Below are 23,808 nucleotides of genomic sequence, written 5' to 3'. Positions count from 1 at the left end.
AATATTAAGAAACCGTTAACAATAAAAAAAGACATGATATTTTGGTTTTTTAAAAGCTAATGTATGTAGTTGTAAGTGTTAAATTTCTTTTTCCTTTAATGCATTAAGCAAAGAGTTATTGAAATACTTCATATAGTCTTTTTAAAATTTTGCTAAATAAAAATTTTAAAAAGAATGGAAAGATAGCCTTTCACTGCGATAGAAAAATCCTAAGAGCGAAAGAAGGATTCAGTAGGTATAGACCCCGATAGTAAAGCGGGATTGTTTATCAAAAAAACTTTACTAAAAAAGAGAAAGACCCAAGGAAAGATATTTTGCTGCTCTCTCCAAAGGTCTAGTTTGTAATAGCGGCAAATATAGCAATAATTAAATTATTATGAAAAAATTTTTTCTATTCGCAATGGTAGCTCTAGTTGTGAGCTCTTGCCAAAATGATGAGTCTTCTACAGATTCTTCTTTTTCAATGAAAGCTTCCGGTGCAGATTACACAGGGTATCCAGCAACTGTTCAAACAGTAAGTGGTGCTATTACTGCTAATACAACTTGGACAAATGACCGAGTATGGGAAATTGATGGTGTAATTACAGTAAAAGACGGTGCTAAACTTACAATCCAAGCAGGTACTTTTATTAAAGCTAAACCTTTAGCTGCTGGTATAGCTACAGGAGTTCTTGTTATTACAAAAACAGGTCAAATTGATGCTCAAGGTACTGCAACGGCTCCAGTAATTTTTACAAGTTTTAATTTATTAGATGGTAACGCAAATACTATAGCAGCTCCTGGAGATTTTGGAGGTGTAGTACTTTTAGGAGATGCAGAAGTTAATACAGGTTCAGTTACGAATATTGTTGAAGGATTAGATGATCAACCTAATTATGCTGAATTCTATTATGGTGGTTCAAATAATGCACATAGTGCAGGAGCTTTAAACTATGTACGTATAGAATTTGCTGGTCGTATCTTAGACACAGATGTTGAAATCAACGGTTTAACTTTAGCAGGTGTTGGTAGCGGAACAGTAGTTGATCATATCCAAGTATCTTATGGTAAAGATGATTCATTTGAATTTTTTGGAGGAAAAGTAAATGCAAGTCACTTAGTTTCATTTGCACCAGATGATGATAACTTCGATTTTGATTTTGGTTATACAGGAAATATTACAAAAGCTATAGCAATTGCAGACAGTAATTCAACTCATAGTTTAAGTGGTGGAAGTCCAGATTCAAATGGTATTGAATTAGATAACAACGCAACAGGAGCGATTACTACAATTATTACACGTCCAGTTATATCACAATTATCAATTATTGGTGTTAGCTCTGCTACAGTTGCTGATTTATATGAAAATGCTATTCACGTGCGCAGAGCTGGTAACATAAGCCTTACAGATGTTACAGTTACTGGATATAACATAGGAATTAGATGGGATTCACCTTCTGTACCTGCAGGTTCTACATGGACAAGAGTATCAATTCATGGATTTAAAAATCCACTTTTCCCTGTAGGAACTCTTTTAGGAGGTATAGGTAATGCTATTTCAAATGCAAATCCAGCTACTAAATGGTCACTTAGCCAACCATTCTTTAATGATGGTCCTTTAAGTTTCACAGGAGCTACAGGAGCATTCAAAACAGAATCTAACTGGACTGGTTCTTGGACTAAGTTTTCAAATTTTTAATTGCAAATAGTTATTTATTAAAATTGAACATGGGCAGTATTATTCTGCCCATGTTTTTAAAAAACTAAAAAAATGAAAAGATATTTACTTTTAGTATTATTTATGATGGTTACAAGTGCAGCATCAGCACAATACACAATTTGGGAAGATGACTTTGATGATGCCGAAGCTTCAGATTGGACTTTATTAGATAAAGATGGAAATGGGAGCAATTGGATAGCCAGAAAAAATATACAGTTAGATGCAAACACAGGAAGTATTGGAGATGGTACAATTGATGTTTTAGGAACTTATAATATAGATTTTGCAACAGGATCACCATTAGAAACTTTAGAAAATAATTTAGCAATAACCCCTTCTTTTGATACATCATTTTATTCAGGAAAAATTTCCTTAATACTAAATGCTCAGCCTAGTATTTATGATAGCAATCAAGATTTATCAGTATATGGATCTACAACTCCAGACCCAGCATCATTTACACTTATAAAAACAATTACATTAGAAAGAGAAAAAATAGATGCTGTAGAGTTTAAAGATTATACTGTTGATATCTCATCGTTTTCAGGTAAAAAAGAAGTATATATAGCCCTAGGAAATAACCTTTCAAATGGTTTTATAGGTTATGAAATTGATAAAATTTCTATTACAGCAGAAGGCTTGTTAGGAGTTGATGACATGGAACTTAAAGCACAAGTTTGCAAACTAGTACAAAATCCAGTTGAGGGGAATTTGAGTTTAGAGTTAGGAGAACAATTTCAGAATGATGAAACAGTCCTAAAAATTTACACAGTAGGGGGAATGATAGTTAAAGAAGCTGCCTATAAAAAAGAAGGTTTGGCTGTTGATGATTTGACACAAGGCATCTATTTCCTTTTAGTATCTAATAATGGAATTTCAAAAACAATAAAATTTATCAAAAAATAGTATCGACAAAACCTTTTATAATTTTTTGATGAGCAAAATGACTACAATGAAAAAAATGAATATGAATAATATAGTAACTAGAATACTAACTTTCTTGATTATAATAGCACTTTTGGAATCTTGTGCCAATGATGAATTAACACCTTATTATGGTAATGAGACGAACCAACCCGGAAAAGTAGTCATAATAGGATATAGTGCTTTTAATGATTCCCTTCAAATATCAGTAGATGGAAAACCCATTGAGATAGGAAAGGACAAGAAAACAGCCTTCATAAAAAAAATTGAAAAAGAGTATGAATTTGTTTACCATGGAAAGGAAGAGAAAACTATTAAAATTACGAATAAAGTAACAAAAGAATTATTGCGTACATACCATTTTAGCTCACTAACTCCTAAGGATACGCTTTCCTTTTTTGCCAAAGAAAAATTATGGGTAGATAAAGTTACCTCATTAAAACCAGGAATTTTAAGCAAGCAAGGAAATAACGGATTTAAATTTATTTTCCCTACTCAAAACAGATATTCTAATAGTGGATACGAAGGCAAACTAGACGGAATTATTCGTAAAATTAATGGACAAGTGTTGGGAGTTGTTGAGAATATAAGTAAAGATCAATTTAGCCCTTTTATTGAGTTTCCATTTAGTTCTCCTCCCACAATCATAATGGAACTTGTAAAACATGGCACAACTGAATCTTATGTTACAGGAAAGAAAATTACAGTTACATTAACTATGTCAGTTAATAAATCAAAATTAATTGTATTAGAAGAAAAACAGGATGCAAACGGAGCTTTCTCAGGTGTAGATGGGAATTTGAACCTAGTTGATTATTTTGTTTTTAAATAGCCAATAAACAGTTGCTTAAAAGATACAAACAAATCCCAAAATATAAATTTTAAGAATAAAATATGAAGCACTCTTTTATTTTTATTATATATCTTTTTCTACAAGGCATATTCTCTTCATGCTCACCAGATGATTATTCATCTCAAGTCTATAAAGAAGGTACAAACGAATATGCTAATGAGTGGATGTATCAGCAGATGAAAAAATATTATCGCTGGAATGAAACGATGCCGACTCAAGGAAATTTGTCAGTTCCTCCAAAAGAGTATTTTTCAAAATTATTACAGAAAGATGATGTTTTTTCTTATGCCTTACACCCAGCAATGCCAGATACAGCTCCACAAAGTTTAAGACGTAAATTTGGATTTGAGATTACTTTTGTAGCGTTTGAAGGGAAATATTATGGAGTTATATTGTATGTATTAGAAGATTCTCCAGCCAAAAATAATGGTTTAAGAAGAGGACAACTTATTACTCAAATAAATGGAACAGATTTAAATCAAGGCAATTACGATAACTTGTACAAAAACATGATAACTTCAGCCCAGTTGATTTTACGTATAAAATCCTATTCGACAGAATCAGGTTTTTCTAGTTCAAAAGACATTTCGTTATTGTCAGGATTTACTTTCTTACAACCAATTACTTATCAGGTAATTGCAGATAAAAATATAAAGATAGGGTATATCCAAATTCCTCATTTTGATGTTGGACAAGCACAACAATTCCTGCAAATTTTTCAGGAGTTAAAGAGCAAAGCAATAACAGAGCTAGTTTTGGACTTAAGATACAACGGAGGAGGAGATATCTCATCGGCTACAGCACTTAGTATAGCCTTAGCGCCTAATGTCCGAGCTAGTGATCTTTTTATAACGTTTGAAGGGAATAAAAATGGTGGGAATGTAAATCATTCATTTAAACAAGCATTAGAAAGTAATGAATCTCAAATAAGTTTTGAGGCATTACAAAATGCACATCCTTCGATCAATAAAGTATATGTATTGTGCGGAAATCGTACCGCATCTGCATCAGAATTAATTATCAATAACCTCAAACCTTATATGGATGTGGTCACCATAGGAGAGAAAACGATTGGTAAGGATGTAGCTGGATTTCCTATCGAAGATAATCGAATAACTGGAACAAAAGGTTGGGTGTTGTATCCTTCGATTTATAAATTATTTAATGCAAATCACGAAGGTAATTATTCAAAAGGGATAGAGCCCTCCATATATTTGAACGAAATTCAGGAGCTTGAAGTCTACAACTTAGGCAATCGTTCAGAGGTTTTGCTAAGTACAGCATTGGGACTTATATCCGGAAATGCTGGCAAAATAAAGGTTACAAAATTACATTTATTGCCTTCATCAAAAATATACAACGATGCAGATTCTATGCTACGTTTTACCCCATAAATTCTCGTTTTATTTAAAGTTTTATAGCGTTATGTTATTGATTAATAAATAAAGAAAAACACTTTAAAAGGAACAGTATATTTTATCAATATTAGATTACCATATTATGCAAGGAATTAATTCAAGAGAGCATCGAATTCTGCTAACAGCATTTCATAAATTTGAATACCTGTCTAAAATAGCTGAAAATAAAATAGAAGAGGAAGAAGATGATAAGACGCGAAAAGCTATGGAAGAGCTTGATGCTCTATATGATAAATTTCATTTGTTATATGTTGAACTTGAAAAATGTGCTAAAACCTATGAATTAAAAAAGAAATCGGTACGCAGCATTATTAATAAAAGTACACGAAAATTGCTTCCTGAAATGCAGAAAAGATGTTGAGGTATGGTAAAGCAATACAAATAGTGAATTACAAATTTGTAGCTTAACTTATAGTGGATTTTTATTTGTACATCTAATTTGATGCTATATGTATTATTTTATAAACTATAAAAACGTAAAGCCTTTAAATACTAGTATTTAAAGGCTTTTTTTTTAATGTAAGTTCAGTTTAAATTGAATCATTGTGAAGTGTCACTAAGACATAATATTTGAACAGATTATTTTTTGAATATAGTTTTTCCTTCTTTGATGGTTTCTAACACCTTGATGTCTTTTAATTCAGTTGGGTTTGTAGTAAGTGGATTTTTATCTAAAATTACAAAATCTGCCATTTTTCCTATTTTGAGAGAGCCTTTCAAATTTTCGTCAAAATATTCGTAGGCGGCATTTATGGTAATGGCTTTTAAGGCTTGATATGGGGTTGCTCTTTCGGCTTCTCCAATTACTTTTCCTGTTCTTGAGGTACGATTTACTGCTGTCCAAACTGTAAATAATGGGTTGATAGGTGTCACAGTGGCATCAGAATGGTTTGTATATTTTAATCCCATTTTTGCGGCAGTGGCTATCGGACTTAAGAAAAACGCTCTTTCTTTTCCTAAATTCTCTACATGTACATCTCCCCAAAAATAGGCATGATTGGTAAAAAATGAAGGTTCAATTTTATATTTTTTATAGATTTCTAATTGACTTGGGCGAACAAATTGAGAATGAATAGCAATAGTTCTTCGGTCTTTATCTAATGGTTGCGAAAGCTGCTTACAAGCGTATTGGTGTGCCTCAATAAGCATATCAATAGTAGCATCGCCATTACAATGAATATAAATCTGATTGTTGTTAGCATACGCAGTTTTAAAAATTTTATTCAACGTATCTTGTGTGAGGCTAGGAAGACCTCTGCAATCACTTGTACAGTCAGGGACAGGCGTTAAAAATGGTTTTCTAAAAAATGCTGTTTTACCTTGTGGAGAGCCATCTGCTACAATTTTTGTTCCTTGCACTTTAAATCCATTTTTATACTGTTTGAAATGAATAGAAGAATCAGCAATATTTTTATCTAAATCGGCGTATCCTCCCAATGAAATTAAATCTATTTTTAGTTTACCACTATCGGCTTGTTTTTGAAAAAACGCAATTGTATTACGGTCTGTCATCCCATCTTGCGCAGTTGTAAGTCCATTTTCGGCATAATAATTTTGAGTCTTATCAAAATATTCTTCTTGTTTAGTGCTAAGAATCTTAAGCATATTGCCTACAAACGGATACATTGCAGTTTCCTGTACTAATCCATTTGGTTCTTTTGTATTTGGAAATCTGCCTATATTTCCCCCTGGAGGGTTTGGTGTATCCTTCGATATGTTCATTTCTTTTAGTGCCAAAGAATTAGCGACTCCCATATGTCCGCTAGTGTGTTGTAAATAAACAGGGTTTTTGGGGAAAAGAGTATCTAATTCCGTTTTGTTTGGGTGTCGTTTTTCAGCTAATTGACTTTCATCATATCCCCATCCAAATATCCAGTCGCCATCTTTTATTTTGTTGTCTGCTTTATATTTTTTTAATACTTCCAGCATCTCAGGAATACTTGAAACAGTACCAACGGGTGGTGGATTTAAGTCTGCCTGCCCCATAGTATTCGAAACCATACCGAAATGACTGTGTGGATCTATAAATCCTGGCAATAAAGTTTTACCATTCAAATCTACTTTAGTGCTTTCTGGGAATAATTTTTCTGCTTCTTTGAGATTACCAACAAATACAATTTTTCCTTCTTTTTCCACTATCGCTTCGGCATAGCTTATTTCATCTGTCTCCATAGTTATAATATGTCCATTATAGTATAGTTGAGACTCAGGATTTTTCTGTTCCCCCAAATTTTTATTTTCTTTTTTTCCACAACTAAATAATAGTACCAAGGATAGAATAAGGAGTGTAGTTTTTTTCATTTTATTCATCAGTTTTAATTTATTAAATGAGATTTTTTAGGGATACCAAGAACACTTTTTTTAGCTTGGTGTGGAAGAAATTTAAAACATTCAGTTTTGTACTAAATCGATGATAGTAAAAACTCATATAGTTGAATGCTACTAAGATACAAATGTTTTTTGTAAGATGTTACCTTTTAAGATGAAAGAATAGATGCGTTAACTTAGCGTAGATTTTTACAAGAGAAGGTAGTTTTCTTAAGTTAAGAATGAGACAATACCCACTTATGTACAAGGAAATTTTTAAAAATTACAGCTAAATGATAAGTTTTTCTAGAGAAAGGATGTGTATTCAGTCTTTTCTAATTAATAAAATATTAATTAGTTACCTCTTTAATAGTGGTGCTATCAGAGTCTATAAATAAATGCTCGTTAATTTTATTTATTCTTGTTTTAATCTGTCAACATGATGGAATTTACAAAATAAAAAAAATAAAACATTTATAACAAAAAATGTAACTTTGAAAAAAAATAATTATGAAAGCTACTGGATTTTTTAAATATTTATTCATTACTATTTTGTTAACACTATTTGTTACAAGCTGTAGTATCCATACATCTACTTCAACTTCCAATTCTGGGAAAATTCCTCCAGGACAAGCAAAAAAGATGTCAGGAAGTAAGAGTGCAAAAGCTTATGCTCCAGGTCAGCAGAAAAAACACTAAACTGTTCGATATAAGATTGATTGATAAATAACAAAAAAACCTATTCATTAAAACGAATAGGTTTTTTTGTTAGTAAAAGAAACGAATGATTCGATTTCTTTTTTTTAATTTTAAAGGTTAGTGTTTTCCGTTTCCATGTCCATGTCCATGTCCATTTCCACGTCCATTTCCATGTTTATCATCCCAGTATTCTTTATTATTTCCTTTACCGGGTTTTCGACCAATAGTTTCTTGTGGTTTTCCTTTATAACCTTTACCATATTTTAGTTTATGGTTATTGAAATTATTATATGGCGTATTTCCTCTGTAATCAGTAAGAACAACTTTATATCCATTATATAGGTCATAATTTCTATAATTTCTAGGTAGATTTCTTGTTCTTATCCATTTACCACTATTAAAGTAAATGTAACTGGATGCATTGATGTCATAATACATTTCAAGATCTGGTAAGTAATAATAGCGTACATCAGTATAACCCACGGGACCCCATGATGGTGGAGATCCAATATTAACATTGACCGACACTTGAGCATGTAAAGCACTAACAGTAATAAATACTATCCCTATAAAAAAAGATTTTAATGGTTTCATGATTTCAATTTTTTATTAGATTAATTAATGTATTGATAAAAAACAAAAACCGAACCTAAAATTGCTTTTTCACAAAAAAATATCACATAGCAGTAATTATAAATTCGCTTCGTCTATTCATTTGATGTTGTTCTTCGGTACATTTAACTCCATCAGAGCAACCATTAACAAGCTGCGTTTCTCCATAACCTTTACCGGTTAATCTGTTTGGAGCAACACCATTTTGCACCAACCATTTTATGGTTGATTTAGCTCTTCTATCAGATAAAGCTTCATTGTATTTATGAGTTGCACGACTATCAGTGTGCGAACGGATATCCAGTTTCATAGTTGGATATTGATTTAAAACATCTAAGATTTTCTCTAAATCCAGAGCTGCTTCTTGACGAATGTTTGATTTATCTAAATCGAAGTAAATCATTTTGATACCAAAACATTTGCCTAAATCATCACCAATTGTTACCACGCATTCAGATTTTTCAAGAGCAATAGATAACTGAGTTCTTCCATTTTCTTTTAAAATAACTACGTTTTGTTCCTTGGTTGTATATTTTTCTTTTTCGGCTCTAAGATTGTATGTTAAACCACATTCTACAGGGAAGGTATAATTTCCATTTTGATCTGAATAACCTGTTTTTACAATATTAAAGTTATTGTCATATAAGGTCAGTTTAGCATTAGGTAAAGCCTCTCCAGTAGCTAAATCGGTTATAGTACCATATAATTCCTGAACACAAGCCAATCTTCTAGTTTCAAGGAATTTATAGATATCGTCAGATCCTTGTCCTCCTTGTTTGTTTGATGTAAAGAATCCTCTTCGGGATTTGGTATCAATGATATAGGCAAAATCATCCTGAGGAGAATTGATATCAGATCCCACGTTTTGTATATTACTTATAGAGCCATCAGTTGCTATTTTAGCAACAAATACATCTAAGCCCCCAAGGCCGGGACGCCCATCAGATGAGAAATAAATTTCATTTTCATCGGTTACAAAAGGAAAAGTTTCTTTCCCTTCAGTATTAATTTCAGGTCCTAAATTTTCTGGCGGACCAAATCCACCATTGTTATTGATTGTTACTTTGTATATATCCGATTGCCCAAAAGTCCCTGGCATATCAGATGCAAAATATAATGTTTTTTCATCTGGGCTTAGTGCAGGATGTGCCGTACTGTAATTGTTACTGTTAAAAGGAACCTCCATTATATTATCCCAATTATCATTTACCAGTGTAGCTTTGTATATTTTTATTAAAGTAATTTTATTTTCATCTTTTCCCTTTTTTCCATCAATGTAATTGTTTCTTGTAAAATACACCGTTTTTCCATCTTTAGTAAAAACCGGAGTAGCTTCGTGAAATTTAGAATTTATTTTTGATTTAAATTTTTTTGGAGCATTTGGATTGAAATCAGCATCAAGATCAGATTGATACAGATTCGTAAAGTGCTCTCCAGTCCATTTGTGTATTCTTTGGTTAAAGTTACCCGTATCTCTAGCCGATGCAAAGACTATTTTGTTAAGATAAAAAGCCGTTCCATAATCAGAGTATTTGCTATTAACACCAGCATCTTCAATTTTATAACGTCCAGAGTTTTCTTTGATTTGCTCCAGATAATCTTTGTCATTTTGATAAAGTTTGGCTCGCGTATCTTTTTTTGATTTTTGATTAAATAAATCAAGTATCTGATTGGCTTTGACGGTATCTCCAGTTGATTTTAATGATTGTGCATATCGGTAGTAATACTCAGGTTCAACCTCGGTATTCATGGCAAACAATTCACCATACCATCTTGCAGCCTTTTCAAATTCAGAATTAAAGTAAAAGGAGTTGCCTAATTTTTTGAACATATCTACAGATTTGTATCCTTTTTCGGCTACACGTTCATAGGTTTTAATAGCATCTATATAGGCATAGTTGTCATACTTCTTGTCTCCAGAAGCAATTTTGCCTTGTTGCGAATAACTGTTTAATGAAAAAACACTTATTATTGTTATGTATAGGATTGCAAAATTTTTCATAATAAATATTTTTAGAAGAAACGAGGGGTTGTAATTTTACCGTTGTTTTTGAATAATTCATAGCGCAAGAATATTTCATGCGAGCCAGAATTATAGTTGTTTAAGTTGGTAGTTTCTCGATCATAACCATATCCGATATATAGTCCATCGCTAACTTGAAATCCAACCATAGCGCTTAATGAAGCACTCCATCTGTAGGCTATCCCAACTACAAACTTATTGATGAACATAAAATTGGCAGAAACATCAACTTGTAATGGTGCACCTTCTACTACTTTGGCAAGTACAGCAGGTTTAAATTTGATATCTTCATATTTATCCAAATCAAAAACATAACCCGCCATAACATAATAATTGATTTTGTCTTTATAAATGGCAATATCATTATCATTATAGCGATTGGTTTCGATAAAGTTAGGCACCGATAAACCAATGTATGCTTTATCAGAGTGATAATAAACCCCAGCTCCAATATTTGGTCTAAAGACACTATTGAAATTCTGAAATTGAGGATCGCCTTGATCCGCTGGATTTAATTTATTGATGTCTAGATTGAATAAATTACCAGTGGCTTTAATACCAAAGGAAAGTTTATAATTTACAGATGTTTGTATAGTATAAGAAAGGTCTACAGATAAATCATTCTCATTAGTTGGACCAATTTTGTCATTAACTAATGATACTCCTAAACCTAAATTACTGTTGTTAATTGGTGTATTTACCGAAAAACTACTAGTCTCAGGCGCACCATCAAGTCCTACCCATTGAGTACGGTATAAACCAAAAATACTTAGAGCTCCTCGCGACCCAGCATAAGCAGGGTTGATATTTATGGTGTTGTACATGTATTGTGTAAATTGTGCATCTTGTTGCGCGTAACTTACTATAGCTGTAAACATCAAAACGAAAGAAAATAATTTTGTTCTCATAGTAGATATTTATTATTTTATTATTGCAATTGTTTTTCTTGTTTATGATAAAAGTGGGTCAATACGTTTGTATATCAAAAATACAGATTTTTTTTCCTAAAAACAGCTTACTGACAATGTAGTTTATTTGTTGTCAGTAAGTTGTGTTCTTTTTTTGATTATCTAGTTAGATATAAAAATCCATCTTTTTTATTGGTTTGAATTGCACCGTTTCCATCAACAGAAGTATAATTTAGAATATAAAAGTAAGTTCCTGTTGGAAGACCAGATGGTTGGCTTACAGTTGTTCTTCCTCTTGAGAATCCATCAAAAGCATTTGTTGTGTTATTATAGTTTCTAGTTTCAAATACAAGTATTCCCCAACGGTTATATATTTCGACAGAATTGTCAGGATAACAGGTTGTATCTTCTATATTATCAATAACAAATTTATTATTGAAGCTGTCACCATTAGGGGAGAATGCATTATGAACTACTATGTTTCCACATGCTAGAACTTTACAGTCATCATTCACAGCAAGAGTTACAAATAAACTTCTTGGACAAACTTCATCTTGTATTTGATATTCAAAATTGTAAGTACCAACAGGAAGCCCGTAAGTTGTAACAGTATTACCTTGTAAGGCATGAGTATTATCTGTATCTATCCATGTACCTACAGTAGTTGTATTTCTTGGCAGTGGAACAAATAAATCAACAGTTGAATCATCAGCATTACACGCTTGAGAAGGATAGAACACCCTTGGCTCTATAACATCATGGCTAATTGTTATTGTTTGTACTAGTATGGTTGTATTGCCAGCACAATCAGACAAGGTATATGTTCTTGTCAAAATGTAAGGGCTGCCTGCGCAACCAGTACCTCCGTTGTTAGAATCACTTACTGTTATATTTACAGTTTGGCTACAATTATCAGCAGCATCAGTTACAGCCTTAGGATCAGCAACAGGAATATCTGATATGCTATTCAAGTTGGTTATATCAGCTGGAGCAGTTCCCGTTGGAGGGGTAGTATCTTTAACTGTAATTACTTGAGTAAATGAAGTGGTGTTACCAGAACAATCACTAGTGGTCCATTTACGAGTCAAAGTATAGTTTGTACTACATTCGTTTTCGATATTACTTTTTACTTCAGAGTAAACTACAGGTACATCAACATTACAATTATCAGATGCTGTTATAGTAGCAACTTCAGGAACTTTATCGCATGATACAGTAATATCAGCAGGAAGCTCTTGGTTGAATGTTGGTTTAGTAGTGTCTTCGATAGTAATTACTTGTGTGAATGTATCAGAAGCGTTACCACAATTATCAGTAACGGTCCAAGTATTAGTATAGGTTCCTGCATTAGCACAAGACTCAGAAGCTACAAACTGACCGCTTGTTTTTACAATATTGATAAGATTACCATCGCAATTATCTGTAGCAATAGGAGTGCTAGCTTGCGCAGTAGACAAACCAGAAGCATCGCTACATTGTAATTTTATATCTAATGATCCTGCTTGAGTAGTCCAAGTTGGTTTAGTGGTATCTTCGATAGTAATCACCTGAGTGAACGTATCAGATAGGTTACCACAATTATCCGTAACAGTCCATGTGTTAGTGTATGTTCCAGAATTACCACAAGACTCAGAAGCTACAAACTGACCGCTTACTTTCACAATATTGGCTACATCACTATCACAATTATCAGTTGCAATAGGAGTGCTAGTTTGTGCAGTAGTCAAACCAGAAGCATCACTACATTGTAAAGTTACATTAAGAGCAGTTGGAGCAGTTGTCCAAGTTGGTTTAGTAGTATCTTCGATAGTTATCACTTGTGTGAACGTATCAGATAGGTTACCACAATTATCAGTAACAGTCCATGTGTTAGTATATGTTCCAGAATTACCACAAGACTCAGAAGCTACAAACTGACCACTTACTTTCACAATATTGGCTACATCACTATCACAATTATCAGTTGCAATAGGAGTGCTAGTTTGTGCAGTAGTCAAACCAGAAGCATCACTACATTGTAAAGTTACATTAAGAGCAGTTGGAGCCGTTGTCCAAGTTGGTTTAGTAGTATCTTCGATAGTTATCACTTGTGTGAACGTATCAGATAGATTACCACAATTATCAGTAACAGTCCATGTGTTAGTATATGTTCCAGAGTTACCACAAGACTCAGAAGCTACAAACTGACCACTTACTTTCACAATATTGGCTACATCACTATCACAATTATCAGTTGCAATAGGAGTGCTAGTTTGTGCAGTAGTCAAACCAGAAGCATCACTACATTGTAAAGTTACATTAAGAGCAGTTGGAGCCGTTGTCCAAGTTGGTTTAGTAGTATCTTCGATAGTAATTATTTGCGTAAACGTATCAGATAGGTTACCACAATTATCAGTAACAGTCCATGTGTTAGTGTATGTTCCAGAATTACCACAAGACTCAGAAGCTACAAACTGACCGCTTACTTTCACAATATTGGTTACATCACTATCGCAATTATCAGTTGCAATAGGAGTGCTAGTTTGTGCAGTAGTCAAACCAGAAGCATCACTACATTGTAAAGTTACATTAAGAGCAGTTGGAGCCGTTGTCCAAGTTGGTTTAGTAGTATCTTCGATAGTAATCACTTGAGTGAAAGTAGCTGTAGTATTTCCACAATCATCTTTAGCAACCCAAGTATTAGTATAAGTACCTGCATTAGAACATGATTGTGATGGCAAAAATTGACCACTTGTTTTAGTGTAAGTTACTATTGAACAATTTGCAGTTGCAGTTGGTGCTTGATTTTGCGCAGCTGTTAAACCAGCAGTATCACTACATTGTAATGTTACATTAAGAGCTGTTGGCGCAGTAACCCAAGTAGGAATAGCAGTATCCTGAACAGTTATTACTTGTGTAAAGATTGATGAACTATTGTTACATACATCTTTAGCAATCCAAGTATTAGTATAGGTACCTGTGCTTCCACATGCTCCTCTTTGGAAAACACCACTAGTTTTAGTATAAGTAACGGTTCCACTACAATTATCAGTTGCTACAGGAGCATCAGCTTGAGCAGTATTTAAACCAGCAGTATCACTACATTGTAATGTTACATTAAGCGCTGTTGGCGCAGTAGTCCAAGTTGGTGCAGTTGTATCTTGTATAGTGATTACTTGAGTGAAAATTGTAGAAGAGTTGTTACATACATCTTTAGCAACCCAAGTATTAGTATAAGTTCCTGCATTGGCACAAGTTGGAGAAACCACGAAAGTTCCGCTAGTTTTAGTATAGGTTACAGTTCCACTACAAGAATCAGTTGCTATAGGAGCTTGGCTTTGAGCTGTTGTTAAACCAGCAGCATCACTACATTCCAAAGTTACATTAAGTGCTGTTGGTACAGTAGTCCAAGTTGGCGCAGTTGTATCTTCAATAGTAATTACTTGAGTAAAAGTATCTGAAACATTACCACAATTATCAGTAACAGTCCATGTGTTAGTGTATGTACCAGAATTGCCACAAGATTGAGAAGCTACAAACAAGCCACTTACTTTTACAATGTTGGTTACATCGCTATCACAATTATCGGTTGCTATTGGAGCATTAGCTTGAGCGGTTGTCAAACCAGCAGCATCACTACATTGTAATGTTACATTAAGATCCGTTGGAGCAGTTGTCCAAGTTGGTTTAGTTGTATCTTCGATAGTAATTATTTGCGTAAACGTATCAGATAGATTGCCACAATTATCAGTAACTGTCCATGTGTTAGTATATGTACCAGAATTGCCACAAGATTGAGAAGCTACAAACAAGCCACTTACTTTTACAATGTTGGTTACATCGCTATCACAATTATCGGTTGCTATTGGAGCATTAGCTTGAGCAGTTGTCAAACCAGCAGCATCACTACATTGTAATGTTACATTAAGATCCGTTGGAGCAGTTGTCCATGTTGGCTTAGTTGTATCTTCAATAGTAATTACTTGCGTGAAAGCAGCTGTGGTATTTCCACAATCATCTTTGGCAATCCAAGTATTGGTATAGGTACCTGCATTAGAACATGATTGCGATGGCAAAAATTGACCACTTGTTTTAGTATAAGTTACTATTGAACAATTTGCAGTTGCAGTTGGTGCTTGATTTTGTGCAGTTGTTAAACCAGCGGCATCGCTACATTGTAATGTAACATTTAGAGCACCGACTTGTGTAATCCAAGTAGGAATGGCAGTATCTTGAATAGTTATTACTTGTGTAAAGATTGATGAAGCATTGTTACAAACATCAGTTGCAATCCAAGTATTAGTGTAAGTACCTGTGCTTCCACACGCTCCTCTTTGGAGAACACCACTAGTTTTAGTATAAGTAACGGTTCCACAATTATCAGTTGCCACAGGAGCATCAGCCTGTGCAGTATTTAAACCATTAGTATCACTACATTGTAGCGTTACATCAAGAGCCGTTGGTGCAGTAGTCCAAATTGGTGCAGTTGTATCTTGAATAGTTATTACTTGAGTAAAAGCGATAGAAGAGTTGTTACATATATCTTTAGCCACCCAAGTATTAGTATAGGTACCTGCATTAGCACAAGTTGGAGAAACTACGAAAGTTCCACTAGTTTTAGTATAGGTTACAGTTCCATTACAAGAATCAGTTGCTATTGGTGCATCAGCTTGTGCAGTTGTTAATCCAGCTGTATCACTACATTCAAGAGTTACATTAAGTGCTGTTGGTGCAGTGGTCCAAGTTGGTACAGTTGTATCTTGAATAGTTATTACTTGAGTGAAAGTTGTAGAAGAGTTGTTACATATATCTTTAGCAATCCAAGTATTAGTATAAGTACCTGCATTAGCACAAGTAGAAGAAACTACGAAAGTTCCACTAGTTTTAGTATAGGTGACAGTTCCGCTACAATTATCAGTTGCTACAGGTGAATCAGCTTGTGCAGTTGTTAACCCAGGAGCATCACTACATTCTAAAATTACATTAAGTGCAGTTGGCGCAGTGGTCCAAGTTGGCACAGTTGTATCTTGAATAGTTATTACTTGAGTAAAAATGGTAGATGAATTGTTACATACATCCTTAGCAATCCAAGTATTAGTATAAGTACCTGCATTGGCACAAGTTTGAGAAACTACAAAAGCTCCGCTAGTTTTAGTGTACGTTACAGTTCCACTACAATTATCAGTTGCTACAGGTGCATCAGCTTGTGCAGTTGTTAACCCAGCGGTATCACTACATTCAAGAGTTACATTAAGAGCAGTTGGTGCTGTGGTCCAAGTTGGTGCTGTTGTATCTTGAATAGTAATTATTTGAGTGAAAGCAGCTGTAGTATTTCCACAATCATCTTTAGCAACCCAAGTATTAGTATAAGTACCTGCATTAGAACATGATTGTGATGGCAAAAATTGACCACTTGTTTTAGTATAAGTTACTATTGAACAATTTGCAGTTGCAGTTGGTGCTTGATTTTGCGCAGTTGTTAATCCTGCAGTATCACTACATTCAAGAGTTACATCAAGAGCTGTTGGTGCAGTAACCCAAGTAGGAATAGCAGTATCTTGAATAGTGATTACTTGTGTAAAGATTGATGAAGTATTGTTACAAACATCAGTTGCAGTCCAAGTATTAGTATAGGTACCTGTGCTTCCACATGCTCCTCTTTGGAAAACACCACTAGTTTTAGTATACGTTACAGTTCCACTACAATTATCAGTTGCTACAGGCGCACTAGCTTGTGCAGTATTTAGGCCATTAGTGTCACTACATTGTAGTGTTACGTCAAGAGCTGTTGGCGCAGTGGTCCAAGTTGGCACAGTGGTATCTTGAATAGTTATTACTTGAGTAAAAGTGGTAGATGAATTGTTACAAACATCTTTAGCAACCCAAGTATTAGTATAAGTACCTGCATTAGCACAAGTTGGAGAAACTATGAAAGTTCCGCTAGTTTTAGTGTATGTTACAGTTCCACTACAAGAATCAGTTGCTACAGGAGCTTGACTTTGAGCAGTTGTTAAACCAGCAGCATCACTACATTCCAAAGTTACATTAAGTGCTGTTGGTGCAGTAGTCCAAGTTGGCACAGTGGTATCTTGAATAGTTATTACTTGAGTAAAAGTGGTAGAAGAGTTGTTACATACATCTTTAGCAATCCAAGTATTAGTATAAGTACCTGCATTGGCACAAGATGGTGAAACTATGAAAGTTCCACTAGTTTTAGTGTACGTTACAGTTCCACTACAAGAATCAGTTGCTATAGGGGCTTGATTTTGAGCAGTTGTTAACCCAGCAGCATCACTACATTCAAGAGTTACATTAAGTGCTGTTGGCGCAGTAGTCCAAGTTGGTACAGTGGTATCTTGAATAGTGATTACTTGAGTAAAAGTGGTAGAAGAGTTGTTACATACATCTTTAGCAATCCAAGTATTAGTATAAGTACCTGCATTGGCACAAGATGGTGAAACTACGAAAATCCCACTAGTTTTAGTATACGTTACAGTTCCACTACAAGAATCAGTTGCTATAGGGGCTTGATTTTGAGCAGTTGTTAACCCAGCAGCATCACTACATTCCAAAGTTACATTAAGTGCTGTTGGCGCAGTAGTCCAAGTTGGTACAGTGGTATCTTGAATAGTTATTACTTGAGTAAAAGTGGTAGAAGAGTTGTTACATACATCTTTAGCAATCCAAGTATTAGTATAAGTACCTGCATTGGCACAAGATGGTGAAACTACGAAAGTTCCGCTAGTTTTAGTGTATGTTACAGTTCCACTACAAGAATCAGTAGCTACAGGCGTACTAGCTTGGGCAGCTGTCAAACCAGCTGCATCACTACATTGTAGTGTTACATTAAGAGCTGTTGGCGCAGTAGTCCAAGTAGGAGGTGTAGTATCTTGTATAGTGATTACTTGAGTAAAAATTGTAGAAGAGTTGTTACAAACATCTTTGGCAATCCAAGTATTAGTATAAGTACCTGCATTGGCACAAGATGGTGAAACTATGAAAGTTCCGCTAGTTTTAGTGTACGTTACAGTTCCACTACAAGAATCAGTTGCTACAGGAGTTTGACTTTGAGCAGTTGTTAACCCAGCAGCATCACTACATTCAAGAGTTACATTAAGTGCTGTTGGCGCAGTAGTCCAAGTTGGAACAGTGGTATCTTGAATAGTTATTACTTGAGTAAAAGTGGTTGAAGAGTTGTTACATACATCTTTAGCAATCCAAGTATTGGTATAAGTCCCTGCATTAGCGCAAGATGGTGAAACTACGAAAGGCCCGCTAGTTTTAGCGTATGTTACAGTTCCACTACAAGAATCAGTTGCTATAGGGGCTTGATTTTGAGCAGTTGTTAACCCAGCAGCATCACTACATTCCAAAGTTACATTAAGTGCTGTTGGCGCAGTAGTCCAAGTTGGGACAGTGGTATCTTGTATAGTTATTACTTGAGTAAAAATTGTAGAAGAGTTGTTACAAACATCTTTAGCAACCCAAGTATTAGTATAAGTACCTGCATTAGCACAAGTTAGAGAAACTATGAAAGTTCCACTAGTTTTAGTATATGTTACAGTTCCACTACAAGAATCAGTTGCTACAGGCGTACTAGCTTGGGCAGCTGTTAACCCAGCAGCATCACTACATTCCAAAGTTACATTAAGTGCACTTGGCGCAGTGGTCCAAGTTGGTACAGTGGTATCTTGAATGGTGATTACTTGAGTAAAAACAGTAGAGGAGTTGTTACATACATCTTTAGCAATCCAAGTATTAGTATAAGTACCTGCATTAGCACAAGATGGAGAAACTACGAAAGTTCCGCTAGTTTTAGTATACGTTACAGTAGAGCATGCATCAGTTGCCACAGGAGCTTGGTTTTGGGCAGCTGTTAACCCTGCGGTATCACTGCATTCCAAAGTTACATTAAGCGCTGTTGGTGCAGTAGTCCAAGTTGGAGGTGTATTATCTACAACATTTATTGTTTGACTTACTGGAAGTGAAATATTATTACAGGCGTCTTTTGCTGTCCATGTTCTAGTTATTGAGTATGTACCAAGACAGGATCCAGGAGTATTTACATCAACAAATGTAAGAGAAGTGACTGTTCCACTATTGTCGGTAGCTGTTGCTTGATCAAATACAGGTACATTCGGACAATTAATTGTTGAAGGAGCAGGGAGTGGAGCAACTATTGGTTTGATTGTATCTCCACTAGTTATTGTTACAGAAAGTTGTTTTGTACAATTGTTACTATCAGTAACGGTAACAGTATAAGTTCCAGGAGCAACATTTGCTAAATCTTTTGTAGTTGCACCAGTATTCCATAAATAAGTATAATTGGGTGTACCACCAGTAACATTTAATGTGATAGATGAGGTCCCTCCGCTACAACCTACATTAGTATGGGTTTCACTTAACATTAGCTCTGCTGGCTCAATTATCAGAAGGGTATATGAATTTGATATGTTTTGAGAGTCCGTGACGGTTAATTTTGCCGTATTATTTGAAGTTGTGTAAGTATATGTTGGATTAGGTAAAGTCGAATCGGGGACTCCACCATCATTTTTAAAATCCCAAGCATAGGTATATGGAGTTTTACCTCCATTTGTTGTTGATGTAAAGCTAACTGTCGTATTTGTACCAACCTTGCATGCTTTATATGTGAATTGAACAGCTAAAGGTTTAGAAATAATAAATGAATTTGTAAAATCACATTGAGAATTTGAAAAGCTACTACATTGATAGTTTGGTCCAGGATCATTATTACTATTCGTTTTCCATGCTATTATTGTATTTGTAAGGCTTAATTCATCTCCACAAGTCCAATTAAATGGGCCATATATTAACTTTGTGTTACTACCAGGGACAATATCTCCTAATAAAACATTTAAAAAAGTGGTAGTTCCACCAATAGTTAAATCAGAATTTAGTCTTGCGAAGTGAATACTAGAATTTGAGTTTGAAGAATAATTAAGATAAATATAAACCTGCTGTACTTGTCCAATGGTGCAGGTTGTATTAGTGATAGGAACTCCATTTACACCAGTAAGACTTAGGTACACATCTGTTAGAGTGTAATTGTTTGATGTACAAGCAAAACCGCATGTTCTTAAATCTACTTGTGAAAAGGAAAAATGAATATTAAATATTAGAATTAACGTTATAAAAACGTTTTTCATATTTTTAAAAAAAGAAGTAATGTTTTTCATAATCTCTAATTTTTAAATTTTAACACTATGTACTATGAAATTTTTGTCTTTTTTAATCAGTTTGAGTTTGATTAAAATTATGAGCGATAATATGTTGAGATCGGTATTATTGTTATCTTAAAAAATTAACATATTAATTACGATATCAAAATTATAATGTTTATTTTGTTTTGATTTTATTTGTCCTTGAATTACTTAAATACTCGTTGAATAGTAGTTTTTATCTATAAGTAATACCATTTAAAAATAATAATTCTCCAAAGTGTCAATTTTTAAATTAAAATTCAGGTTGAATAATGGAAAATTTAAAAAGAATTATGACCTATAAGATGCTTATAAATAATGAGTTATGTTTTTTGTAGAGCCTTCTAAATCAAAGTAAGAATTAGTGTGTTATATATTGGATTTGCAATAATTTAATGATGGGTAATTGAAGATTTAAATATGTTTTTTTTTGAAAAAAATATTTAAATGTTTGCGAGAAAAATGCAATATATTTGAACCCATATTTAGCGAAACAAACTTTCGATATTCTATCCTAAAATAGGAGTATAAGCGAAGGTTTGTTTTGTTTATAAACTAGCTAGTAGCTATTACCAACAACTGCATAAATCCAAGAGTGAAAAAAAGAAGAATACAAAAAGCTACTGAAAATAGAGATTTCATTAATAAAGAGAAAAAACTTGAAGAGATACATTATAGGATAATAATTGTATTGGCGATTATAGCTGTTGGGTATCATTTTCTTATTCAGCCTAAAACAATCGGTCATGACTTAAGAAATACAATATTTGTATTTTTGATTCCTACAATTTTTGGAATGATAATTCTTGGCATATATCGTAGGCAATTTTTAATAGATAATTTTTTAAACAACAAAGGATTTGGGGAACGTACATTTATGATTTTCTTCTTTTTGCTTCAAGGAATTATATTTTCGTATTTAAGTTTTGGTCAATTGGCCCAGATTGGTTGGGATGCTATAAACTATCGCGAAGCACAGCGAAATCCTCAAGAAATAATTGTTTGCGACGTAGAAAGATTTTGGTCAAAAAGAAACTCAAAAATTGATTTCAAACTGAATGATAGACCTGAAAATTTTAAAGTAGAATATTCTGTAATAAAACAATACGAAGACGAAAACTCTAACAATTATAAACTTGAGATTAAAGTTCACAAAGGAATTTGGAACCATTATCTTGTTGATGGATATACAATTTCAAAAAAATAAAATAGCAACTAATTATTACCAAAGATGGACGAGAATAACAGAATAATTGCAAATCCCAGCACACTTCAAATAGGTTTTAGTATTTTCGGAATGTTTTTTTTTTCAACAATAGCCTATTTTATTTATGATTCTGAATGGATAATCGATGAAGAATCTGATAATACGCTAATATGGATACTCATTTCTTTATTTTGTTTTTTTGCATTAGCCTCTTTTTATATGTTATTAAGTTCCAAAAGAGTAGAATTAACAGCTGAGACTTTATCAATCACCTATCCATATATTTTTCAAACAAAAATAATTGATTTTGATGATGTTCGTAAGGTTACAGAAGGAAATTATAATGTACAATCTTCACAAGATTTTAGAAAAGTTGAAATTTATAACGGTCGAAAAATTACACTTGAGTTGTTTGAATCTAAAAAAATAGTCATTACATCTTTTGAAGTAACTAATTACAATTTACTAGCATCCAATTTAAAAAACATTACTAGATCATATTTTAAATTGAGAATTGAAAATCAAAACTCAAAAAGCACACAAGGATATGGGTGGTTAATTTTTATTGTGATATTGACTTTAGGGTTATTGATTTCCGTAATTGGAAAACATAATAACTAAAAATACAAATCGGATAGTAGTTCCTGCTTTTGAAAAATCGATACTTAATAAAAAATGTATAAAAATATAATCTTAATCTTTATCTCAATCTTTATTCTTTATTTCAGTATTGAAGAATTTGGGTATCTGTTTTTGTCAATGCCAATTTTTTTAATCTTATCCTATAATCTATCTGATTTGTTTTTGAAATTTGTGGATAAAACAGAAAATAAGAATAAAAGAGATAAGAACTTTGAGCTTATTTGTATGATTGGCATTGTATCAATTTTTTTTACGTTGAGAGATTTTGAACAAACTATAGGCGGTTATGTTTTATTTTGGAAACTCTCGTTCTTTAGTCTGATTTTTAGTGTATTATGTGTTTTTATTTTAAACAAGTTTTATGATTTTAGAAATGAAAAAAGATTTTATAATATAGTAAGTATCAGTATTTGTTTTTTTCTTTTAATACCAAATATTGGAATATTCATTAATAAAAACGTAAGTAATCAAACTGAAAATAAACAGAAAATAGAAATTAGCTATAAAAATATAAATCATCACTCAAGAGGTGAAGATAGTTATGAAATTTTCATCAAAACTGAGTACGACAATAATGAAAGATTGGAAATTGAAAAAGAGTTTTACGAATCAATAAACGACAATCAAATTGTATTGTTGACAGTTAAAAAAGGAATTTTAGGTTATAATTATGTTCTAAAAATAGAAAAGAATTAAAAATCGTAGCTAGCACCCATCTAGCTAAATTAAGGCAAATCAATCTATCTTATCCAGTATATTATCAAAGACATTTCTTTGTTTCAATTTAATAAAAAATTGATTTATGTACTTACAGTTTGTATTTTTGCGGTTATGAATGATAACTTTATAAATGAATATTTCGGAATAGGAATACAAAATGGTAAAACTCCTGAAAATTTGGGTGTTTTGTGGCGATCGGCTCAAAACCTAGGCGCTACTTTTATATTTACTATAGGTAATCGATATGCCAAACAAGCCTGTGATACTCATGATGCCGTAAAAGCAATTCCTTATTTTCATTATGAAAATTTTGAAGCTTTTTTTGAAAACTTGCCAAAAGGAGCACGATTGGTTGGTGTTGAATTAGATGAAAATGCTTCCGATTTAGAAACCTTTGAGCATCCAAGACGTTGTGTCTATTTATTAGGAGCAGAAGATCATGGCTTATCTAAAAAAGCAATGGATAAATGCCATCATTTAGTAAAATTTAAATCTGAAAAAAGTTTAAACGTAGCCGTGGCAGGTACTATTATTATGTACGACAGAAACTTGCCTAAACCGCGTTCTTAAAATGAAATTTAAATAACAGCAAAACT

The 23,808-nt window shown here is 33.3% G+C and carries 15 protein-coding genes; 10 read left to right on the top strand and 5 right to left on the bottom strand.

Translation table 11 applies throughout. The features are described from left to right. Window positions 1-376: 376 nt before the first annotated feature. The 5 genes from LNQ49_RS02755 to LNQ49_RS02735 all read left to right on the top strand — a co-directional run bounded on the left by LNQ49_RS02755 (window position 377) and on the right by LNQ49_RS02735 (window position 5,255). Entirely contained in the window at window positions 377-1,678 is a 1,302-nt protein-coding gene (locus LNQ49_RS02755) for a hypothetical protein (protein ID WP_229987251.1), read from the top strand. 72 nt (window positions 1,679-1,750) lie between these two features. Beyond that, window positions 1,751-2,605: a T9SS type A sorting domain-containing protein gene (locus LNQ49_RS02750; protein WP_229987250.1), complete on the top strand. Its 855-nt coding sequence runs from the start codon at window positions 1,751-1,753 to the stop codon at window positions 2,603-2,605. Window positions 2,606-2,666: 61 nt separating this feature from the next. Beyond that, the gene (locus LNQ49_RS02745; RefSeq protein ID WP_229987249.1) at window positions 2,667-3,455 is read left to right on the top strand and encodes a hypothetical protein; all 789 of its coding nucleotides are present in this window, start codon (window positions 2,667-2,669) and stop codon (window positions 3,453-3,455) included. A 62-nt stretch (window positions 3,456-3,517) separates the two neighbouring features. Continuing rightward, the gene (locus LNQ49_RS02740) at window positions 3,518-4,870 is read left to right on the top strand and encodes a S41 family peptidase (RefSeq protein WP_229987248.1); all 1,353 of its coding nucleotides are present in this window, start codon (window positions 3,518-3,520) and stop codon (window positions 4,868-4,870) included. A gap of 106 nt (window positions 4,871-4,976) precedes the next feature. Continuing rightward, window positions 4,977-5,255, top strand: a complete 279-nt coding sequence (locus LNQ49_RS02735) for a hypothetical protein (RefSeq protein WP_229987247.1) — start codon at window positions 4,977-4,979, stop codon at window positions 5,253-5,255. 218 nt (window positions 5,256-5,473) lie between these two features. On the opposite strand, the gene LNQ49_RS02730 is transcribed toward LNQ49_RS02735, so the two are convergent. After that, entirely contained in the window at window positions 5,474-7,195 is a 1,722-nt protein-coding gene (locus LNQ49_RS02730) for an amidohydrolase (protein ID WP_229987246.1), read from the bottom strand. A 516-nt stretch (window positions 7,196-7,711) separates the two neighbouring features. On the opposite strand from LNQ49_RS02730, the gene LNQ49_RS02725 reads away from it, so the two are divergent. Then, the gene (locus tag LNQ49_RS02725) at window positions 7,712-7,900 is read left to right on the top strand and encodes a hypothetical protein (protein WP_229987245.1); all 189 of its coding nucleotides are present in this window, start codon (window positions 7,712-7,714) and stop codon (window positions 7,898-7,900) included. Between the two features lie 117 nt (window positions 7,901-8,017). Here LNQ49_RS02725 and LNQ49_RS02720 read toward each other — a convergent pair whose 3' ends face one another. The 4 genes from LNQ49_RS02720 to LNQ49_RS02705 all read right to left on the bottom strand — a co-directional run bounded on the left by LNQ49_RS02720 (window position 8,018) and on the right by LNQ49_RS02705 (window position 20,619). After that, complete coding sequence (locus tag LNQ49_RS02720; RefSeq protein WP_229987244.1) at window positions 8,018-8,494, bottom strand: hypothetical protein; 477 nt, start codon at window positions 8,492-8,494, stop codon at window positions 8,018-8,020. Window positions 8,495-8,576: 82 nt separating this feature from the next. Next, window positions 8,577-10,514 carry an OmpA family protein gene (locus LNQ49_RS02715; protein ID WP_229987243.1) on the bottom strand — a complete coding sequence of 646 codons (1,938 nt, stop codon included), beginning with the start codon at window positions 10,512-10,514 and terminating at the stop codon, window positions 8,577-8,579. An 11-nt stretch (window positions 10,515-10,525) separates the two neighbouring features. After that, window positions 10,526-11,443: a PorP/SprF family type IX secretion system membrane protein gene (locus tag LNQ49_RS02710; RefSeq protein ID WP_229987242.1), complete on the bottom strand. Its 918-nt coding sequence runs from the start codon at window positions 11,441-11,443 to the stop codon at window positions 10,526-10,528. Window positions 11,444-11,601: 158 nt separating this feature from the next. Beyond that, the gene (locus LNQ49_RS02705; protein WP_229987241.1) at window positions 11,602-20,619 is read right to left on the bottom strand and encodes an HYR-like domain-containing protein; all 9,018 of its coding nucleotides are present in this window, start codon (window positions 20,617-20,619) and stop codon (window positions 11,602-11,604) included. A 619-nt stretch (window positions 20,620-21,238) separates the two neighbouring features. Here LNQ49_RS02705 and LNQ49_RS02700 point away from each other — a divergent pair. The 4 genes from LNQ49_RS02700 (at window position 21,239) to LNQ49_RS02685 (ending at window position 23,782) form a co-directional block, all read left to right on the top strand. Beyond that, window positions 21,239-21,850 carry a hypothetical protein gene (locus LNQ49_RS02700; protein ID WP_229987240.1) on the top strand — a complete coding sequence of 204 codons (612 nt, stop codon included), beginning with the start codon at window positions 21,239-21,241 and terminating at the stop codon, window positions 21,848-21,850. Between the two features lie 24 nt (window positions 21,851-21,874). Then, entirely contained in the window at window positions 21,875-22,471 is a 597-nt protein-coding gene (locus tag LNQ49_RS02695; protein ID WP_229987239.1) for a hypothetical protein, read from the top strand. 192 nt (window positions 22,472-22,663) lie between these two features. Continuing rightward, on the top strand, window positions 22,664-23,188 hold the full coding sequence (locus LNQ49_RS02690; protein ID WP_229987238.1) for a hypothetical protein: 525 nt from the start codon (window positions 22,664-22,666) through the stop codon (window positions 23,186-23,188). Between the two features lie 135 nt (window positions 23,189-23,323). Continuing rightward, window positions 23,324-23,782 carry an RNA methyltransferase gene (locus LNQ49_RS02685; RefSeq protein WP_229987237.1) on the top strand — a complete coding sequence of 153 codons (459 nt, stop codon included), beginning with the start codon at window positions 23,324-23,326 and terminating at the stop codon, window positions 23,780-23,782. Window positions 23,783-23,808: the final 26 nt, after the last annotated feature.

The sequence above is a fragment of the Flavobacterium pisciphilum genome (genome assembly GCF_020905345.1).
Classification (GTDB): Bacteria; Bacteroidota; Bacteroidia; order Flavobacteriales; family Flavobacteriaceae; genus Flavobacterium; species Flavobacterium pisciphilum.
This window is presented reverse-complemented; position numbering and strand designations above follow the sequence as displayed.

Excerpts from the sequence above, each read along its gene's own strand:
- LNQ49_RS02715 (WP_229987243.1), bottom strand. The coding sequence starts at position 10,514 with ATGAAAAATTTTGCAATCCTATACATAACAATAATAAGTGTTTTTTCA.
- LNQ49_RS02720 (WP_229987244.1), bottom strand. The coding sequence starts at position 8,494 with ATGAAACCATTAAAATCTTTTTTTATAGGGATAGTATTTATTACTGTT.
- LNQ49_RS02725 (WP_229987245.1), top strand. The coding sequence starts at position 7,712 with ATGAAAGCTACTGGATTTTTTAAATATTTATTCATTACTATTTTGTTA.
- LNQ49_RS02730 (WP_229987246.1), bottom strand. The coding sequence starts at position 7,195 with ATGAAAAAAACTACACTCCTTATTCTATCCTTGGTACTATTATTTAGT.
- LNQ49_RS02735 (WP_229987247.1), top strand. The coding sequence starts at position 4,977 with ATGCAAGGAATTAATTCAAGAGAGCATCGAATTCTGCTAACAGCATTT.
- LNQ49_RS02695 (WP_229987239.1), top strand. The coding sequence starts at position 21,875 with ATGGACGAGAATAACAGAATAATTGCAAATCCCAGCACACTTCAAATA.
- LNQ49_RS02740 (WP_229987248.1), top strand. The coding sequence starts at position 3,518 with ATGAAGCACTCTTTTATTTTTATTATATATCTTTTTCTACAAGGCATA.
- LNQ49_RS02750 (WP_229987250.1), top strand. The coding sequence starts at position 1,751 with ATGAAAAGATATTTACTTTTAGTATTATTTATGATGGTTACAAGTGCA.
- LNQ49_RS02685 (WP_229987237.1), top strand. The coding sequence starts at position 23,324 with ATGAATGATAACTTTATAAATGAATATTTCGGAATAGGAATACAAAAT.
- LNQ49_RS02705 (WP_229987241.1), bottom strand. The coding sequence starts at position 20,619 with ATGAAAAACATTACTTCTTTTTTTAAAAATATGAAAAACGTTTTTATA.
- LNQ49_RS02745 (WP_229987249.1), top strand. The coding sequence starts at position 2,667 with ATGAATAATATAGTAACTAGAATACTAACTTTCTTGATTATAATAGCA.
- LNQ49_RS02710 (WP_229987242.1), bottom strand. The coding sequence starts at position 11,443 with ATGAGAACAAAATTATTTTCTTTCGTTTTGATGTTTACAGCTATAGTA.
- LNQ49_RS02755 (WP_229987251.1), top strand. The coding sequence starts at position 377 with ATGAAAAAATTTTTTCTATTCGCAATGGTAGCTCTAGTTGTGAGCTCT.